General features: G+C 71.3%; 10 protein-coding genes and 1 pseudogene. 5 read left to right on the forward strand and 6 right to left on the reverse strand.

The window, feature by feature from the left end; genetic code table 11:
• Window positions 1–15 precede the first annotated feature (15 nt).
• Window positions 16–144, reverse strand: coding sequence for a hypothetical protein (locus ACO1BR_RS20470; RefSeq protein WP_426796513.1), 129 nt, complete (start codon window positions 142–144; stop codon window positions 16–18).
• Between the two features lie 316 nt (window positions 145–460).
• Window positions 461–1,006: a MarR family winged helix-turn-helix transcriptional regulator gene (locus tag ACO1BR_RS20475; protein WP_426796514.1), complete on the reverse strand. Its 546-nt coding sequence runs from the start codon at window positions 1,004–1,006 to the stop codon at window positions 461–463.
• A 67-nt stretch (window positions 1,007–1,073) separates the two neighbouring features.
• On the opposite strand from ACO1BR_RS20475, the gene ACO1BR_RS20480 reads away from it, so the two are divergent.
• From ACO1BR_RS20480 to ACO1BR_RS20495, 4 genes and pseudogenes are all read left to right on the forward strand, one after another.
• Window positions 1,074–1,790: an SDR family NAD(P)-dependent oxidoreductase gene (locus tag ACO1BR_RS20480; protein ID WP_426796515.1), complete on the forward strand. Its 717-nt coding sequence runs from the start codon at window positions 1,074–1,076 to the stop codon at window positions 1,788–1,790.
• Window positions 1,791–1,921: 131 nt separating this feature from the next.
• Window positions 1,922–2,184: pseudogene (locus ACO1BR_RS20485) on the forward strand (transposase); the annotation flags it as partial.
• A gap of 224 nt (window positions 2,185–2,408) precedes the next feature.
• The gene (locus ACO1BR_RS20490; RefSeq protein ID WP_426796516.1) at window positions 2,409–2,714 is read left to right on the forward strand and encodes a hypothetical protein; all 306 of its coding nucleotides are present in this window, start codon (window positions 2,409–2,411) and stop codon (window positions 2,712–2,714) included.
• Window positions 2,715–3,064: 350 nt separating this feature from the next.
• Window positions 3,065–3,622 carry a hypothetical protein gene (locus ACO1BR_RS20495; RefSeq protein ID WP_426796517.1) on the forward strand — a complete coding sequence of 186 codons (558 nt, stop codon included), beginning with the start codon at window positions 3,065–3,067 and terminating at the stop codon, window positions 3,620–3,622.
• A 367-nt stretch (window positions 3,623–3,989) separates the two neighbouring features.
• On the opposite strand, the gene ACO1BR_RS20500 is transcribed toward ACO1BR_RS20495, so the two are convergent.
• Window positions 3,990–4,781 carry a Pr6Pr family membrane protein gene (locus tag ACO1BR_RS20500; protein WP_426796518.1) on the reverse strand — a complete coding sequence of 264 codons (792 nt, stop codon included), beginning with the start codon at window positions 4,779–4,781 and terminating at the stop codon, window positions 3,990–3,992.
• A gap of 692 nt (window positions 4,782–5,473) precedes the next feature.
• Between ACO1BR_RS20500 and ACO1BR_RS20505 the strand changes: the two genes are divergently transcribed.
• On the forward strand, window positions 5,474–5,908 hold the full coding sequence (locus ACO1BR_RS20505; RefSeq protein ID WP_426796519.1) for a hypothetical protein: 435 nt from the start codon (window positions 5,474–5,476) through the stop codon (window positions 5,906–5,908).
• On the opposite strand, the gene ACO1BR_RS20510 is transcribed toward ACO1BR_RS20505, so the two are convergent.
• Genes ACO1BR_RS20510 through ACO1BR_RS20520 form a run of 3 tightly spaced genes read right to left on the reverse strand, consistent with a single transcriptional unit; the run spans window position 5,896 to window position 16,646 of the window.
• Window positions 5,896–6,789 carry an SDR family oxidoreductase gene (locus tag ACO1BR_RS20510; RefSeq protein WP_426796520.1) on the reverse strand — a complete coding sequence of 298 codons (894 nt, stop codon included), beginning with the start codon at window positions 6,787–6,789 and terminating at the stop codon, window positions 5,896–5,898. The genes ACO1BR_RS20505 and ACO1BR_RS20510 overlap by 13 nt on opposite strands.
• A gap of 43 nt (window positions 6,790–6,832) precedes the next feature.
• Complete coding sequence (locus ACO1BR_RS20515) at window positions 6,833–9,394, reverse strand: FAD-dependent monooxygenase (RefSeq protein WP_426796521.1); 2,562 nt, start codon at window positions 9,392–9,394, stop codon at window positions 6,833–6,835.
• A gap of 4 nt (window positions 9,395–9,398) precedes the next feature.
• The gene (locus ACO1BR_RS20520) at window positions 9,399–16,646 is read right to left on the reverse strand and encodes an amino acid adenylation domain-containing protein (RefSeq protein WP_426796522.1); all 7,248 of its coding nucleotides are present in this window, start codon (window positions 16,644–16,646) and stop codon (window positions 9,399–9,401) included.
• Window positions 16,647–17,002 lie beyond the last annotated feature (356 nt).

A 17,002-nucleotide genomic window follows, 5' to 3' on the forward strand; every position in this document is an offset into this window, starting at 1 on the left:
GGCGGGGGCTCAACCTCAGCGGCGCAGGATCAGCCACCCCACCCCGCTGCCGCCTACACTCGCGACGAGAGTGCCGAGCCAGATGGTGGCCCTGCGGGAGAGGCGCAAGGCCACCGTCAAGGTGAGGTCGATGTGGTTGGACACCTGAACCTCGATCCGGATGAGCTTCCTGCCCTTGTCGGGCAGAGGGACCTCAGGCCCAGTCTCTGCGGCCCATGACTCCTCCTCGGCTCGGTCGTATGCGAGAACAGCACCACCGTGCCACCCATCCGCAGCACCTGGCGAGGCACGTTAGGCCGGACGGGTGACACGTAGGAGTCTCCATCCGGTCACCGGAGCGGTTCTGGCAGCCCTGCCGAGCGCACTGCGAGCGCAGGCGGGCAGCGGATGAGAAGCCGGGCTCCGAAACAGCTTCTGATCTTGTTCTTTATGGTCTGCCCTGTAGAGAGAGCCGGGATGATCAGCTCTCTTCACGGGCGGTGCGTTGTCGGACGTCGGCCATCAGTTTGTCCAGGAGCGCGGTCAGCACCCGGCGTTCGTGCTCGGAGAGGCCATTGACGAGTGCGGCCTCGCGGCCAAGGACGGTGTCAACGGATCGCTCGATGAGTGCGTGGCCTCCGGCTGTCAGCTCCACCAGGACGGTGCGGCTGCCCATGGGCCCGGGGGTTCGTCGGACGAGGCCGTCTCGTTCCGCACGGGCAACGCGCTGCGAGATCGCGCCGGCAGTCACCAGCGTCCGCCGGGCGATCTCGCGGGTACTGAGGGTGTAGGGCGGGCCGGAGCGGCGGATGACGGACAGCAGATCGAGGGTGGCCGCATCGATCCCGGCCTCTCGAAGGGCGCGATTTCGGTCGTCAGCGAAGAGCTTTCCCAGCCACCAGATAGGCGTGACGATCTCGATTGATTCTGTTGGGGTTCCCGGTCGTTCCCGCTGCCAGGCGGTGGCGATGTCGGTGGCGGAAGGGCGGGACTCGGGGTCCTCCGACCCTGTCTCGATGTTGGCCATGGTGTGGGTCCCTGTCCTCATCATCAGCTACGTTTAGATCTAAACATAGTAGTGAGCAGGAGGACTCTTGACCCGCACCGTGCTCGTCACCGGTGGCACCAGCGGCATCGGCCGCGCGATTGCCCAACGGTTCGCCGCCGACCAGGCAGAGGTCTTCATCACCGGACGAAACCCCAACACCGTCGAACAGACCGCCAAAGAGATAAAGGCTCACGGCGTCGTCTGTGATGCCACCTCAACCGAGCAGGTTGGGGCGCTCGCCGCCCGGCTGGACGCAGTGGACGTCCTGGTCAACGCCGCGGGCGGGCTGCCTGAGCCCGCATCGGGTGACCTGTCGACACTGGAAGGGCAACTGGCCCAGTGGCAGAGCAGTTTGGCCCAGAATCTTCTCACCGCGGTGCTGACCACCGTCGCGGTCCAGGACAAGCTCACCAGCAGCAGCTGCGTCATCAGCATCGGCTCGATCGGTGCCGAACGCCGTGGCGGCTCGTACGGTGCAGCAAAAGCCGCACTGGCTGCCTGGAACGCGTCCCTGTCTGCCGAACTTGCACCCAAGGGCGTCACCTGCAACGTGATCTCAGCGGGCTTCGTCGCCGACACCAATTTCTTCGGGGGCCAGCTGCCCGAAGAACGCCACCGGGCGCTCGTGGAAGAGACCCACAACAAGCGTCCGGGAGCAGTCGACGACATCGCCCGGACGGCCTGTTTCCTCGCCTCTCCTGGAGCCCGGCACATCACAGGCCAGACCATCCATGTCAACGGAGGCGCCTTCACCACGCGGTGAACCTTGCCGCACCTCGAACGGCGCCCGGAACGGGTTCACTCACCAGGTAGTTCGAGGTACGCCGACGGCGGTCTTGGCGTGGTCCTGATGTGCAGACCAGAGCGCGAGTTTCACCAACCCAAGACCGCCCGCTCGGTCCCGAGCACGACGTCGCCGAGGTCACTGCCCGCCACGTCCGCCGCGTCGTCGAGGACCTCGCAATGGGCGGGCAATGGAAGGACGGCGACGCCGACACCTTCGTCTGCTTCGACGCCGGCTACAACGCCCCGCGCCTGCCCATCTGTTGGCCGACCTGCCCGTCGAGATCCGGTGCCGGACGCGGTCGGACCGGGTGATGCGACGGCCGACTCCGCCACGGGTCCACGACCCCAAGGGCGGCAGGCCGCGCAAAAACCCCTGGGAGAGGCCAGCCCCGTCCGAGCGGCTCGCCCCAGCCCGGGCCCGTCCGTCCACCGGGCTCGAACCACCGACGGCCGGCCAGCCGCCACGACGTTTGCGGAGCCCTCGTCGTGGCGGCTGGCCCTACCAGCGTCCCGCCCACCACAAGGTGGGCACCAAGCCACGACGCCTCGACCGAGATCCCCTGGGGTGTCAAGGGTTGTCGTGAGAGGGTGCACCGTGCCCTATCACCTGCGGTTTTTCTTCGAAGCCGGCGTCGCGGACACCCCACTGTGGCCTCACGACGTGGACAGTCCGTACGGCTACCCCTGCGAGCTGGAACGACTGCCGATCAGCCCAACCACCCGGACCGAACTGACAAGGCTGTGCGAGCGGTACCAGTCGTCCATCGACTGGGAGTACCCACCCGGCCCGTCTCCGTGGACCAAGGAGCAGGAGAGGCTGTTCCACCAGCAGGCAGACGCAGCGCTGGAATCGCTGCGGCGGGAACTCGGCAACGGCTGGACAGTCGACGACCGACGCTGACCGTCATGCCGCCCCACGCAGGCGCTACCACTCCGACTGCCTGTCGCGTCCCCCGGCGTACGAGGCCCACGGCGAGGCACTGCTCGCACTCGACGGCACATGGGAACTGACCGTCGGCTGTGTCGAGGTCACGGTGGGTCCGGGCGAGATGTACGAGGTGTCGGCAGGCGCCTGCCTCGCCCTGGGCACGGGCAGCCACGCGGGACCCCGGTGCTCGTCGAAGTACCGACGGAACAGGGCCGGCAGGCGGGTGCCGCCGCTGCGATTGGCTCGCGCACGGTCCCCTGGTGTAGAACTCTGCCGATCCATCATGATCACGTCATTCTTCACTTCACGGGGGACCTTTCGACATGAAGCCAACTCAGCGGTTCATCGGCACACTTGCTCTCGTCGCCGCCCTCGGCGGCAGCCTCACCGCCTGCGGCCCGGAGGGCGACCCCTACGGCAACAGCTCCGGCGGCTCCAGCGCCTCGGCCCGGCCCTCGAACAAGCCGGCCCCCTCGGCCCCAAGTGGAAAGGCCACGAACCAAGCCGAAGGCCCCGGTGACTGCGGGACGCCGCCCAAGCTGCCGGCCGGGCACAAGATGGTCGAGCCCGCCGTGCCCCCGACGAAGGGCTCCTTGTCGGCGAAGGACGCCAAGCCGGCCTGCACGCCCAACGACTGGATCTACCACGGACAGGGCAAGGCCAAGTACTACCTCTTCGCCCGGGACGTCAAGGCGGCACTGGCCACCGGGTCCGGCAACACGAAGTCGGTTCCGGTCGGCGAGCTGTGGGTGCATGCCGGTGACTGCATGACGAACTCCAGCGCCGTGAAGGCGCCCTACAGCTGCTCCGGGAACATCTACGACATCACCCTGGACTCCGAGGGCAAAATCAACGGCATCAAGGAGATCTGGCACCCCTGAGCCGGGCGAGTCAGACCGTACGGACGCCGGCGGATCCCGACCCACGGGGCGGGTCCGTCGGCGACGTCGGACGTCCTCGGCACATGCCTGGACACTCACGCCAACGTTGCGCCAACCTCTTGGCGACCGCGCCTCGCCACCATCCCGGCGGAACCGTCATGCCGAGCGGTGGCCGTCCGTACCCGCCCGAGCGTCCCCTCCAGACGCCGGCCTTCGCACTCCGCTCCGGCCGCCCGGGGTGCGCGCACCCTGAAGTCCCAAGTCGACCGAGGGGCAGCCGACTCGGGATCGCGCCTCAAGGGAACTGCTGACGTCTCACTCCTCGTGCTCCCCCGCTCATGACATGTGTGATGCCACCTCCTTGGCGTCAGGTATCCAGCGGACCTGAGCCCGTGGACGAATTTTGGTTCCGGGGGCCGCGAAGGCGGGTGCGTATGCGGTCGAGGAGTACGAGGGCGAGGGCCAGGACGTAGAAGGCCAGGCCGAAGACGAGGGCGTTGGTGGCGATGCCGGCATAGCCGTGGAGGTCGACGTCGAGGAAGGGGTACGGGTAACGGCCGTTGGTGCCGGGGACAAGGAGGGCGCCGCGGATGAGGGCGAAGGGAAGATAGAGGACGGGGTAGGCGAGCCACTGCCAGGCGTAGCGGAGCAGGAAGGCGCCGGGAGCAGTGAGGACGAGCCAGTCGAGCACGGCGGCGAGGGGTGTCGCGGTGTGGAGGAGTTGGCTGGCGGCCGTTTCGAGGGGGGTTCGGTGGCTGGTCATGGAGAAGCCACTGGAGTCGTTCGACAGTACGAAGTGGAAAACGAGCCCTGTGATGCAGATGTAGAGCAGCGCTGCGCCGGTGATCCGCGGGGAGAGGGCGGGACGCCCGGTCCAGGCGCGGTGGGTGGACCAGGCGAAGACGACGGCCAGCAGGATGTTGGACTGGATGGTGAAGTAACTGAAGAGCCGGCCCGGGTCGTGGGAGGCGATCGTGTCCAGGACGATGCCGGTGACCGCGGTCAGGGCGGCGAGCGCGCGGAAGGCCGCCGCGACGGGGCGGCGCCCTCCGGAGGAAGGTGCGAGAGTGGCCGCTGCGGCAGGCGGGCCGCACGGTGTCGTGGACTCCGTGGAAGCCGCGAAGGCCGTGGAGTTGGTGGGGGGTGTCGGATCAAGCATTCGTCCACCGTACGGCCCGGCTCTGAGGCAAGCTCCCCGGAATGCCTGATCTGTCGCAGGGCACGAGGGTGCGGAGCATGGCCTGGGGTGGGCACTCCGTCATCCGGCATGGTCGTCACCGCGGCCATCCGCACGCACACCGCCACCGGCCACACGGTAGGTCCAGCACCTCGGCGGCAACGTCCACACCGCCGCGTTCGGCGGCTGTGCGCGCGATGCCGCCCACGGCGAGACCGGAGTCGCTGTACACGTGCGCATTCACGGCTACCGTCAACATCCGGACCGACACTTCTCCGTTGACCGTGCCGAAGCAGGTCGCCGCATAGACCATGCCGGACGCCTCGCGGAGCGACGATGCCGGCGCTCAGGCGGAAGCCAGCTCCTCGAAGACCTTCCCGTCGATGTCCCCGAGCTTCCCGCCAGCCGCTCTGCCACGGTTGCCCGGACCTCCTCCGCGCTTTCCACGGTCAAGCTCCGCACCAAGGTCGCCCCCCGCGCCGACAGCCCCGCGGCGGCGCCGGCAAGACCACGCTGGCCGACGAACTCGCCATCGTCCTGCGTGCGCACGGCCGCGAAGTCATCCGCGCGACGATCGAGGACTTCCTCACCCCCGGTCACAACGCTATCGGCGCGGCAGGCACTCCGCCGAAGGCCGCTGTCACGACAGCTTCGACTTCGACGCGCTGCACCGGGTGCTGCTCGATCCGCTGGGCCCGGGCGGAGAGGGAGGGTTCCAACAGGCGGTCTACGACAAAGGCACGGGTACCGCACTGTCCCAGCCGGTCACGACCGCACCCGCCGACGCCGTGCTGCTCTTCGACGGCGTGTTCCTCCTGCGCCCGGAGCTGATCGACCGGTGGGACCTGCGCATCTTCGTGTCCGCCGCGTTCGAGAAGACGCTGCACCGCGCCCGGACCCGGGACCTGGCGGTGTACGGCTCCGTCACCGAAGTCGAGCGACGCTTCCACAACCGCTACCGCGCCTCCCAACGGTTATCCTTCGCTACGGTCCGCCCGACCGATCAGGCCGACATCGTCGTGCACAACGACGAGCCCCAGCGGCCGACATGGGAAGCCACGGGCCGCTCCGGCCCGTCCCCGCATCCGTGTCAGACCTACCTCCGCTGATCGCCGGTGGCCGCGCCGAGGCCGCGGTCCAGGACGGTGTCCGGGAGCAGCCTCGACAGCACGGCGGCCGCCCTCGCGTCCGGCCCGACGCAGTAGCGGGTCTGCGGGCGGTGGGCGGTCAGCGCCCGGAAGACGGCGCGTGCGAAGTCCTCCGGGCGCGTGGTGCTGGACCGCGCCCGTTCCTCGTTCCGCCGCAGGAACCGTTCGAAGGACGCCCGGTACCGGCCGGCGATATCCGCGGCGGCCCCGTCGAGGACCTCCTCACCGGCCTCCCGCACCTTGTCCCAGATCGGCGTCGCGATCGCGCCCGGCTTCACGACGGAGACGGAGACGCCGAAGGGCCGCAGCTCGCGGCGGAGCGCGTCGCTGATCCCCTCCTTCGCGAACTGCCCTGCCGCATAGGCGCCGAGGTAGGGGACCGCCAGGCTGCCGAGGCCCGAGGAGACGGTGACAATCCGCCCCCGGCTTCGGCGTAACTGCGGCAGGAATGCCTGGGTGGTGGCTACCGCTCCGACGACGTTGGTGTCCAGCTGCTGCCGGAGCCGCTCCGGCGGCACGCACTCCAGCGGCGCCGCGAGACAGGTACCGGCGTTGTTGAGCAGCCCCCATACGCCCTGCTCGCCCATGATGCCGGCGACCTCGTTGGCCGCGGCCCGGAGGGAGTCTTCGTCGGTCACGTCCATCAGGACCGGCCGCAGCCGCGCGGAGGGAGCCACGGCGCGCAGCCGCTCACCGTCCGCCGCCGTGCGCACTCCGGCGAAGACGCGGAAGCCGCGCCGGGCCAGTTGGAGCGCGCATTCCTCTCCGAGTCCGGTGGAGGCGCCGGTGATGACGACGGCACGTCCGGCAGGTGGCAGGGGTGCGGGTCGGCGGTTGAACAAGGAGGAGCTCCTTTGGGTGGTGGGTATGGGGGGCGGCGGCTGGTCAGCCGGTGGCCGGGGAGGTGTCGGAAGCGGCCGAGACGGCGGCCAGCAGGGTGCGTACGGACGCGTCGGCGAGGTGGCGGGCGCGTGGGGTCGGCACGATGCCCTCGACGTAGCTGAAGTTCCAGGCGAGGTGGCCGTGGCTGGTGAGGGCGGTGGCCACGACCGCGCCGGTTACCGAGATGCCCGCGACGAGCTGGGTACCGGAAAGGCGCCAGGGGCCTATCCGGTCGGGGACGTCGGAACGGCCGAGGTTGGAGAGGCACAGGTTGAGCGGCCCCTGTTCGTCCAGGTGGCGCATGAACGTGCCGGCGTCGGCGGGCGTGGTGGGCCCTGCTCGGTCCAGCAGGTTGACCAGGGACAGGTGTTCCCCGCGCGCCCGGCGGTGTCCCAGGTCCTGGCTGATGGCACGGGCCATGGGCCACAGCGGTGCGCCGGGCTGGTATAGGACGCGGGAGGGGAGGGTGGCCGCGTAGGTGCCGGCCTCGTCGGAGGAGACGGCGGGGTCCAGTTCGGCGCGGAAGTCGAGCGGGGAGCCGATCGCGAAGTGGGCGGGTTCCGACGTCCCCGCCTCCTGGGCGACGGCGGTCACCATGGCGGCGGCGAGGGCTCCGTGCACCGTGGCCCCGTGCCGGGTGCAGGCACCGACGAGCAGCTCCACCTCCCCGGCGGTCAGGGACCTGTGCACCATCCGGGTACGCCGCTGGTGGAAGGGGACCGGACTGCTCGGGAGGAGACGGCGCGGCCGCAGCCGGGCGGCTTCCTCCTCGTCACGCGCCAGCAGGGCGGTCAGACCGGCAGCACCCGCCTCGCCCCGGTGCTCGTGCGGGAGCAGGTCCTCCGCCGCGGGCAGCGCCCTGCGCGAGGTACGTGACGGCTGCTCACCGCGGCTGAGTTCGGCGGCGATGTCGATCCACTGCCGGAGCAGGGTCAGTCCCGTCCTGCCGTCGGCTATGCAGTGCGTCGCGGTGAGCAGCAGGTCGTGGACGTCCTGTTCGCGATCGGCGCCCTCCCGTGTGATCACCACGGCTCGTAGCAGCGGCCCGGTGCGCCCGTCGATGCCCTCGGCGAGTTCGTGCTCGTCGACCTCGCGCTCCCATCGCGTGTCGGCCTCGGGGTCGGTGGCCGGCACCCGGACGTGCCGCAGCGGGATCGGCCGCCCGCCCACCGGGCGGAACCTGGGGGCGGCTCCGTCCTCGTCGCTGCTGATCGCGGTGCGCAGCAAGGGGTGCCGGGACTGGAGGACGTCCAGGGCTTGGCGCAGCAGCGGCATGTCCAGGCGGCCGTGGAGACGGGTGCGGATGACGCCGTTGAGCGGTGTGGTGCGGTCCGCGATCCAGTACCAGCGTTCCAGGGGGCTGAGGTTGCGCCGGATCCGGGGCTGGGGTTCGGGGACGCCCGGGAAGGTGAGGGCTTGTGCGTTCTGGCGGGCGAGTTCCTGTCGGGGCGTCAGCCGGAAGTGGTCGTCGCGGGCCTGTATTCGTTCGGGGGTGTCGGCCTGTTCGAGGTCGCTCATGGACCGGGATGCGGCGACCATGGTCCGGGTCCGGTCACGGCGCCGGTCCTCGTATGTCCGCAGGGCGAGTGGCAGGTCGTCGCGCGCCCCTGGCTCGGCCAGGGTGTGCGCCAGGACCACGGCGTCCTCGATGGCCATGGCCGAGCCCTGGCCCAGGGTGGTCAGCATGGGGTGCGCGGCGTCGCCGAGCAGGGTGACCGGTCCTTCTCCCCACCGTTCCAGGAAGGCGCGGTCGCGGGAGGGCACGGCGAGGATGTCCGCGGGCGGGGTGGCGTCGATCACTGCCCGCACCTCGTCGGCCCAGCCTGCGTAGGCCCGGGCGATCTCGTCCTTGGTGCCGTCCCAGGCGTGCGAGCGGGCGGCCGGCATGTTCTTGGTGCCCCACCAGTAGAAGCGGCCGTGGCCGATGTCGACGAGGCCGAAACGCTGCCCGCTGCCCCAGTAGTGGCGCACGCTCCCGGGGGCGATGCCGGGGAGGCGGATCGGGACGATGCCGAGCCAGCAGATGTATCCGCTGTCGGCGGAGTCCTCCGGCCCGACGAGTCGGCTGCGCACGGCCGAGTGGAACCCGTCGGCACCGATCAGCAGGTCGCCGTGTGCCGAACGTCCGTCCTCGAAGCGGACGTGGACACCGGTGGCGTCGGTGGCGAAGTCGGTCGCGGTGGCGCCCAGGTGGATCGGGCAGTCCGCGACGGCGTCCAGCAGGGCCTCTTGGAGGTCGGCGCGGCTCAGGCAGACGCTTGGCGCGCCGAGTTGCCGGCAGACTTCCTTGAAGGGCAGGTCCCTGATCTGTCGGCCGCGGTGGTCCTTGATCGTGAAGGACTCCACGACCTGGCCGCGCTTTCCCAGGCCGAGGTCGATGTCCAGGGTGGCGAGTGCGGTGATGGCGTTGGTCATGACCGACAGGCCGGAGCCTGCGGCCCGCAGCTCGGTGGCGCGCTCGTACACCGTCACGTCGATGCCGACCTTGCGGAGGGCGAGGGCGCAGGTCAGTCCGCCGATTCCGGCTCCGACGACGATGGCTTTCAGGGGTCGATTGTTTGACATGTCGTCAGTTCTCCTCGGGGGTTCCGGCCGGGCCGGCGCCGATGAGGTCGGCGACGGTCTGGGCGACGTGCTCCACGTACGGTTCTTCCATGATCGAGAGGTGGTCGCCGGGCACCGGGACGACCTGGAGCGGGCCGTCGGTCATGTCGCTCCAGCCGTTGGTCCGGTCCGCGTGGCGGCTTCCGGCCGCGCCGTGCATCGCGGCGAGGACGTCCGGCAGTGGTTCCTCGGCGCGGATCAGGGTGAGGCCCAGGTCCCCGGCTTCGGGCCGGTAGTCCAGTGCGGCCTGCCAGTTCGCCCGGTAGACGCGGAAGAGCCGGCGTATCAGGGCCCCTGAGCTGCCGGCGGGCAGCACGCCCGCTTCGGTGGCGAGTCGGGCGATGTAGTCGAACTTCTCCTCCAGTGAGGTCAGTTCGTCCGGCATGCACTCCGTCGGCGCGTCGCCGCCGCGTTCCAGCCAGAGCAGTTCCCAGAAGAACCATCCCAACAGCGCGTCGTCGTCGTGGCGGTGGCGCTGCCCCTGGCTGAGCGCGGTGGTGTCCAGGAGCAGCGGATGGGCCACTTCCTCGCCCGACGCCCGCAGCCGGCGGGCCATCTCGAAGGCGACGAAGCCGCCGAAGGACCACCCGCCGAGGGTGTACGGACCGTGCGGTTGCACTGTCCGCAGCGCGGCGAGGTAGCTGTCCGCGAGCTCCTCGACGGTGCGCAGCGGCGTGGTGCCCGGGTCCGCCCCGGCCGCCTGGAGCGCGTACAGCGGCTGGCCGTCGGGGAGGTGCCGGGCGAAGCGCACGTAGCACAGCACGTTGCCGCCCATGGGATGGACCATGAACAGCGGCGGACGGGTGCCTTCCGGGCGGATCGGCACCAGCGGGTCGTACGCGGCGACCGCGCCGCCCGCGCGCAGTCGCGCCGCGAGCCCTGCCGCCGTGGGGGCCGCGATGAACGCGGACAGCGGGATGTGCACCCCGTAGCGCTGCTCTATCCGGACCACCAGCCGCATGGCGGTGAGCGAGGTACCGCCCAGGTCGAAGAGGCCGTCGTGCACGCCGACTTCGGGGAGGTGCAGGAGGTCCGCCAGCATCTCGGACAGTGCGCGTTCGTAGCCGTCGCGCGGTGCGGCACCGGTGGCTGCGGCGGTGGCGACGAGCGGTGCCCGGCGCAGGGCGGCGTCGTCGCGCTTCCCGCTGGGCGTCAGCGGCAGCTGCGTCACCCACTGCAGGTGGGACGGCACCATGTGGTCGGGCAGCGCGGTGCGCAACCGCTCGCGGATGCCGGCCAGGTCGGCGCCGGTGCCCTCGCCCAGGAGGAAGGCCGCGAGGAAGCGGTCGCCGTGCTCGTCGTCCCGGGCCACCACCGCGGCGTCGCGCAGGCCGAGGTAGTGCCCGGAGAGGGTGGTGACGGCCAGCTCCACCTCAGCGAGTTCGATGCGGAAACCGCGCACCTTGACCTGGGTGTCGGCCCGGCCGGCGTACGCGATGGTCCCGTCGGGCAGCACCAGGCCTAGGTCCCCGGTGTCGTAGAGCGTGCGCTCCCCGCCCGCGAAGGGGTGCGGGACGAACCGCTCCTTGGTGAGGTCGGGGCGGCCCTCGTAACCGTCGGCCAGGCAGCCGCCGCCGAGGTGGATGGTGCCGCGCACGCCTACGGGTACCGGGCGCATCCGGTCGTCCAGCACATGGGCCTCGGCGCCGTCGATGGGCCGTCCGATCGGTGGCAGCGTGGGGAACGTGGCCGGGTCCCCGGTCATGGTGAAGGCGGTGGCGACGTGGGTCTCGGTCGGCCCGTACTGGTTCTCCAGGACGGCCCCCGGCAGCGCGGCGCACAGCCCGCGGATCTCCTGGGTGACGCGCAGCTGTTCGCCGGAGGAGACCAGCACCCGCAGGGCGCGGGGGACGATGCCCAACGACCCGGCAGCCTCCGCCAGTTGCTGGAGCGCCACGTACGGGAGGAAGACCCTTTCGATGCCCTCACGGTCGATCATCCGCAGCAGCTCCGGGATGTCGCACCGCTCCGAGTCGCCCACCAGGTGCAGCGTGCCGCCGGAGCACAGCGTGGAGAAGATCTCCTGGAAGGAGACGTCGAAGCTCAGTGGCGCGTACTGCAGGGTGGCACCGCCCGGTGCGCCGCTGGTGGCGCGCGTCTGCCAGGCGACCAGGCCGGCCAGCGAACGGTGCGGCATGGCCACGCCCTTGGGGCGGCCGGTGGAGCCGGAGGTGAACAGCACGTAGGCGGTGCTGTCGGCGGGGATCTCCGCCGGCGGCACCGCTCCGGGCCCGGTGGTCGGTTCGGTCACCGACGCGGCGGGCAGCACGAGAGCGGGGTCGCCGACGAGGTGGGCGTGGGCGGCGTGGGCGATGACCCGGAAGGGACGGGCCTGCTCCAGCATCGTGGCGAGCCGCTGGGCGGGGTAGCCGACGTCCAGCGGCAGCACCGCACACCCGGCCTGCAGGACGCCGAGGAGCACGGCGATGGTCTGCGGTGAGCGGTCCATGGCGATCCCGACCCGGGCCCCCGGCGGGGCGCCGAGGGCACACAGCCTCCGGGCCACCCGGTCGGCGGTGGCGGCCAGCCGCGCGTAGCTCCACCGCTCCTCCCCCTGCACCAGGGCCGTCGCCTCCGGGGTATGGGCGGCCTGGCACGCGAAGCGCTCGACGACGGTGGGACCGGGCGTGACGTCGGCGAGGGTCGGCCGGTCGGCGAGGAAGGCGAAGTCGGGCTCCGCGTACGGGTCCTGCACCATCCTTCGCAGGATCTCCTGGTACGCGTGGGCGAAGAGGCGGGCCTGGTCGGCACCGAATCCGTCGCCGTCGTGGTCGATCCGCAGCCAGACGCGTCCGCCGTCCGGTTCGGTGACCGCGTTCACCAGGAGCCGGAAGTCCGTCTCCTCCCAGGTGCGGAAGTCCCGCAGCCGTATGCCCGGCAGGTGCAGGACCTCGTTGAGCTGGTGGAAGTGCACGTAGTTGAAGGCGGTGTCCAGGACCGGGCCGCCGTGGTCCTCCTGGATGGCGCTCAGCGGGTAGCGGCGGTGGGGGTGGCAGTCCTGCTCCCGCCGGAAGGCCGCGCGCACCACGTCCACCCAGGCGGCCTGCGCCGTGGCCAGGCGCAGCGGCACGGTGTTCAGGAAGAGCCCGGCGGTGTGTTCGGCGCCGCCGAGCTCGGGCCGGCCGTGGGTGACCAGTCCGGTGGTCACGTCATCGGTGCCGGCGAACATCCCCAGCGTGAGGCAGTGCGCCGCGAAGAGCACGGACTTGACGGGCAGGCGGTGCTCGGAGGCGAACCGCCGTACCTGGGCGACCAGATCGTCCGGCAGGTCGGCGCGGTGCGTGGCCGGCTCGTGACCGGTGCCGAGCAGGTGCGACCGGAAGCCCGGGATCTGCAGGGGTGCGCAGTCGGCCAGCTGCTCCTTCCAGTACTGCCGCGCCTCCGCGGAATCCAGGGCGGCCCGCTCCTCGCGCACGCCGGACGCCGCCGAGGGCCGCTGCACGCCGCCGACCGGACTGGTGCCCAGCCCCAGGCGGTGCGCGTAGTCCTGGAGGAGGTCCCGCAGGAGGTTCGCCACGCTGCCGCCGTCGAGCAGCGCGTGGTGGAAGCTGAGGACCAGGTCGAGGGTGCCGGGCCGGATGTGTGCCCGGAAGAGGTGGAGCGGCGCCCGTGCGACGTCGTAGGCGTGCCAACGGCGTTCCTCGACGTGCGCGCGGACCTCGGCGTCGGCCGCGGCGTCGTCGAGCCCGCGCAGATCGACGACCTCCAGTCCGCCGGGCGCCTGCGGGCGGACGATCTGCAGCGGCTCGGAGAAGCCGGCCAGGTCGAAGGCGGAGCGCAGCACCGGGTGGCGCGCCACGAGCCCGTCGAACGACCGGCGGAACGCCTCCTCGTCCCAGGGCAGTTCGAGGGTGTACTGGAAGACGTCCTTGTAGGTGGCGGAGTCCTCGTGCCGGCGGCTGTGGTAGAGCAGGCCGAGCTGGAGCCGGGTGAGCGGCCAGGCGTCCTCGGCGCCTGCCAGCCCGGCCCGGTCCACAGCGGACACCAGGGCGAACGGGGTGGGGGCACCGTCGCTCGCGGGCGCCGTCAGGGGTTCGACGCAGGTGGCCAGCCCGGCGACCGTCGGGTTGCGGAGCAGGTCGGTGAGGGAGAACCGCAGACCTCGGGCCTCGGCTTCGGCGCGCACCGTGAGCATGAGGATCGAGTCGCCGCCGAGCGTGAAGTAGTCATCGTGGACGCCGACGGTCTCCCGGCCCAGCACCCTGGCCCAGATCTCGGCCAGGACGGACTCGGTGCGGCTGCGCGGCCGTTGGCCGGGGGCCCGGTCCGCGGTGTCCTGGAGCGGGGGCAGTGCGCGGCGGTCGGCCTTCCCGTTGGGGGTCAGCGGAACGGCGTCGATCCGTTGGAAGTGGGCCGGGACCATGAAGGCCGGCAGCGTCCGGGCGAGCAGTTCGCGCAGTCGCGCGGGGTCGACGGCCGCATCGGCGACGTAGTAGCCGACGAGCTGGGTGCCGCGGGCGCCGGTGGTGTGGTCGATGACCAGGGCGTCCCGGACGCCGGGGACCGCGCGCAGGGCGCCGGCCACCTCGCCGAGCTCCACGCGGTTGCCGCGGATCTTGACCTGGCCGTCGATCCGCCCGAGGTACTCCAGGGTGCCGTCCGCCAGCCACCGGGCGAGGTCACCGGTGCGGTAGAGCCGGCCGCCCGGTACGAAGGGGTCGGGGACGAACTTCTCGGCGGTCAGTTCCGGGCGGTCCAGATAGCCGCGGGCGACACCGACACCGCCGATGCACAACTCACCGGCGACGCCCACCGGTTGCGGAAGGTCATGGGGGCCGAGAACGTACAGCCGGGTGTTGTCGATCGGCCGGCCGATCGGGACCCGTGCGACGCTCCGGGTGGGGTCGCCCGGGCAGTCGTGGTACGAGACGTCGACGGTGGCCTCGGTCGGCCCGTAGAGGTTCACCAGTCGCACGGGGGGCGTGGCACCGGATGCGCCGAAGACCTGGTTGAACTGCTCGACCCGCGCCGGCGGCAGGGCCTCGCCGCTGCAGAAGAGGTACCGCAGGGAGCGTAAGTCCTCCCGGCCCTCGGGGGACGCCTGGAGCAGGTCGAGGAAGGGGCCGAGCATCGAGGGCACGAAGTGCACGACGCTGACCCGCCGTTCCCGGACAATCCGCAGGATCTCCCGCGGATCCTGCTGGCCGCCGGGCGGCAGCAGGGCCACCGCGGCGCCCTCGACGGCCCACCAGAACAGCTCCCACACCGAGACGTCGAAGGAGACCGGCGTCTTCTGCAGCAGGATGTCGCTGTCGCCGAGCGGATAGCGGCGCTGCATCCAGGCGAGGCGGTTGACCACGCTGTGGTGCTCCACCATTACGCCCTTGGGCCGGCCGGTGGAGCCGGAGGTGTAGATGACGTAGGCCAGATCGCGGGAGCCGGCACTTGGAGGGAGCGGTGCGCCGCTGTGGTGCAGCAGCTCCTCAACGTGCCGCACCGTCGTCCCTTCGGCCACCCCGGGCGGTGGGCCGTCGCCGTCGACGATCACCACCCTGGCACGGCTGTCCGCCAGCAGGAACCGCACGCGTTCGGCGGGGTAGCCACGGTCCACCGGCACATAGGCGCCACCGGACTTCAGGGTGCCGAGGAGCGCCACCAACAGCTGCGGGCTTCGCTCCATCATCACCGCGACCCGGTCGTCCGGGCCGACGCCGTGCGCGCGCAGCGCCCGGGCGACCCGGTTGGCCCGCTCGTCCAGTTCGGCGTAGCTCAGGGTCTCGCCGGTGGCGCCGACGACGGCGGTTCGGCCGGGATGGCGAGCCGCCTGTTCCTCGAACAGGCCGTGGAGTGTGGCCCGGTCCGCGTAGGGCACCCGCGGACCGTGGCCGCGCACGGCGGTGAGGTCCTCGTGCTCGGCGGGCGGCAGCATCGGGACGGTCGACGCGGGCCGGTCCAGCGCGTCCACGCCGTGTGAGATCAGCGTCCTCAGGTGGCCGGCGACCGCGGTGATGGGCAGGTCCTCGTCGAAGACGTCGAGGGCGTAGTCCAGGTCGACGCGGAGGTCGGCGGTGTCGTCGAAGGCGGACACCACCACGCCCAGGGCGTCCTGTTCGTGTGAGGGGGCCGCCATGGCCGTCCGCAGTTCGACTCCCGGTATCGGTATCGGCCGCGACCAGTGCAGGTAGGACAGTGTCACGTCGAAGAGTTGGCGGGGACCCTCGGCCGGTGCGGGCAGTTCGCGCAGGACGTCGCCCAGCGACAGCCGCTCGTGGCGCTGCAGCGCACGGGTCGCCGCCTGGGTCTCGGCGACCAACTCCCGCACGGTCCGCCCGCCCGGTGCGGCGACCCGCAGAGGCAGGGTGTTGGCGAACTGGCCGAGGACGTCGCGGTGGTGTTCCTCGGGCCGGTTGAGGAACGGGACGCCGAGCACCACCTCCTCACTGCGGTGCAGCCGCGTCAGCCAGGTGCCGAACATGGCGGCGAGGTAGGCGAACGGCGAGAGGCCGGCGGCGCGCACGCGGTCGGCGACCCGGCGGTCGACGGCGAACGAGTGCCGGCCACGCCCGCTGCCGCCCACTGTGCGCGTGAAGAGCGCGGGTGCCACGCCGGCGAGGGCCTCCCGGTGGAAAGCCCGGTCGGCCTCGCCCGCGGCACCGGCTCGGTAGGCGGCCTCCTCGTCGACGAACGCCAGGTAGGACGGCGGCTCGTGACGGCCGCCGGGCTGCGGGTCGGCGGCCACGGCCCGCGCGTAGTCCTCAAGGATCTCGTGGCTCAACCGGTTGATGGTCCAGCCGTCGGCGACGATGTGGTGTGCCTTGATGTGCAGGTGCGCGGTGTCCGGCCCCTCCCGCAGCAGCGTCGCTTCGACCAGGGCGCCACCGTCCGTCAGCGACAGCGCGGTCTCCATCGAGCGCCGCATCCACGCGGCACAGGCTCCGTTCGGTACGGGCTGCCCGGCCAGGTCGACCCTGCCGACCCGGATGCCCTCACCCGCCACCCACTGGAAAGGTGTCCCCGCGTCGTCCTCGCCGAAGCGCAGCCGGAAGGTCTCGTGGCGGTGCAGTGCGCCCGCGACGCGGTCGGCGAGCGCATCGAGGTCGACATCGCCCCTCAGCCGTTCGTGGAGGACGCAGTTGAACTGCGGTGACTCCGGAGCTTGAGCCGCGGCCGCCCAGATGTCCTGTTGATAGGCCGTCAGCGGGCGCGGTGCGCCGTCGTCCACCTGTACCTGGGTTTCACGGGTGGCTGCTCCGGCAGCCGCGGTCCTCGTCATGATCAACATCATGCATACCCGCGAGTAGGCCCCTACGGCGGCAGGCGAAGTCAGACGAAATCGCGCCAAGACCGCACCCATCCATCCCTCGCACATACCAGAGCCGGGAATGCGGCGGTCCGCAGGAGTGATCCCTTCCACCCGCCGGTTGAGAACGGCCCACTCGGCCCGCTGGCAGCATCGGCCGGAAGTTGTCCGAATCCGAGGGGGAAGCACACAGACCGGTGACATGGTGGAAAAGGCACCCTGCCACCGACACTGCCGCACCTCCCCACACGAGCCCCACCTCGGGCGACGATGCGTGGCCAGCCGGCTACCGCGCCTCGTCTGCCACGGACCGGTCCCCAGCGGATCCG

The sequence above is a fragment of the Streptomyces sp. YGL11-2 genome (assembly GCF_050054615.1).
Classification (GTDB): Bacteria; Actinomycetota; Actinomycetes; order Streptomycetales; family Streptomycetaceae; genus Streptomyces.

What these genes read in the sequence shown, in the direction of transcription:
- ACO1BR_RS20475 (WP_426796514.1), bottom strand. Translation starts at nt 1,006, where the DNA reads ATGGCCAACATCGAGACAGGGTCGGAGGACCCCGAGTCCCGCCCTTCC.
- ACO1BR_RS20495 (WP_426796517.1), top strand. Translation starts at nt 3,065, where the DNA reads ATGAAGCCAACTCAGCGGTTCATCGGCACACTTGCTCTCGTCGCCGCC.
- ACO1BR_RS20500 (WP_426796518.1), bottom strand. Translation starts at nt 4,781, where the DNA reads ATGCTTGATCCGACACCCCCCACCAACTCCACGGCCTTCGCGGCTTCC.
- ACO1BR_RS20515 (WP_426796521.1), bottom strand. Translation starts at nt 9,394, where the DNA reads ATGTCAAACAATCGACCCCTGAAAGCCATCGTCGTCGGAGCCGGAATC.
- ACO1BR_RS20520 (WP_426796522.1), bottom strand. Translation starts at nt 16,646, where the DNA reads ATGACGAGGACCGCGGCTGCCGGAGCAGCCACCCGTGAAACCCAGGTA.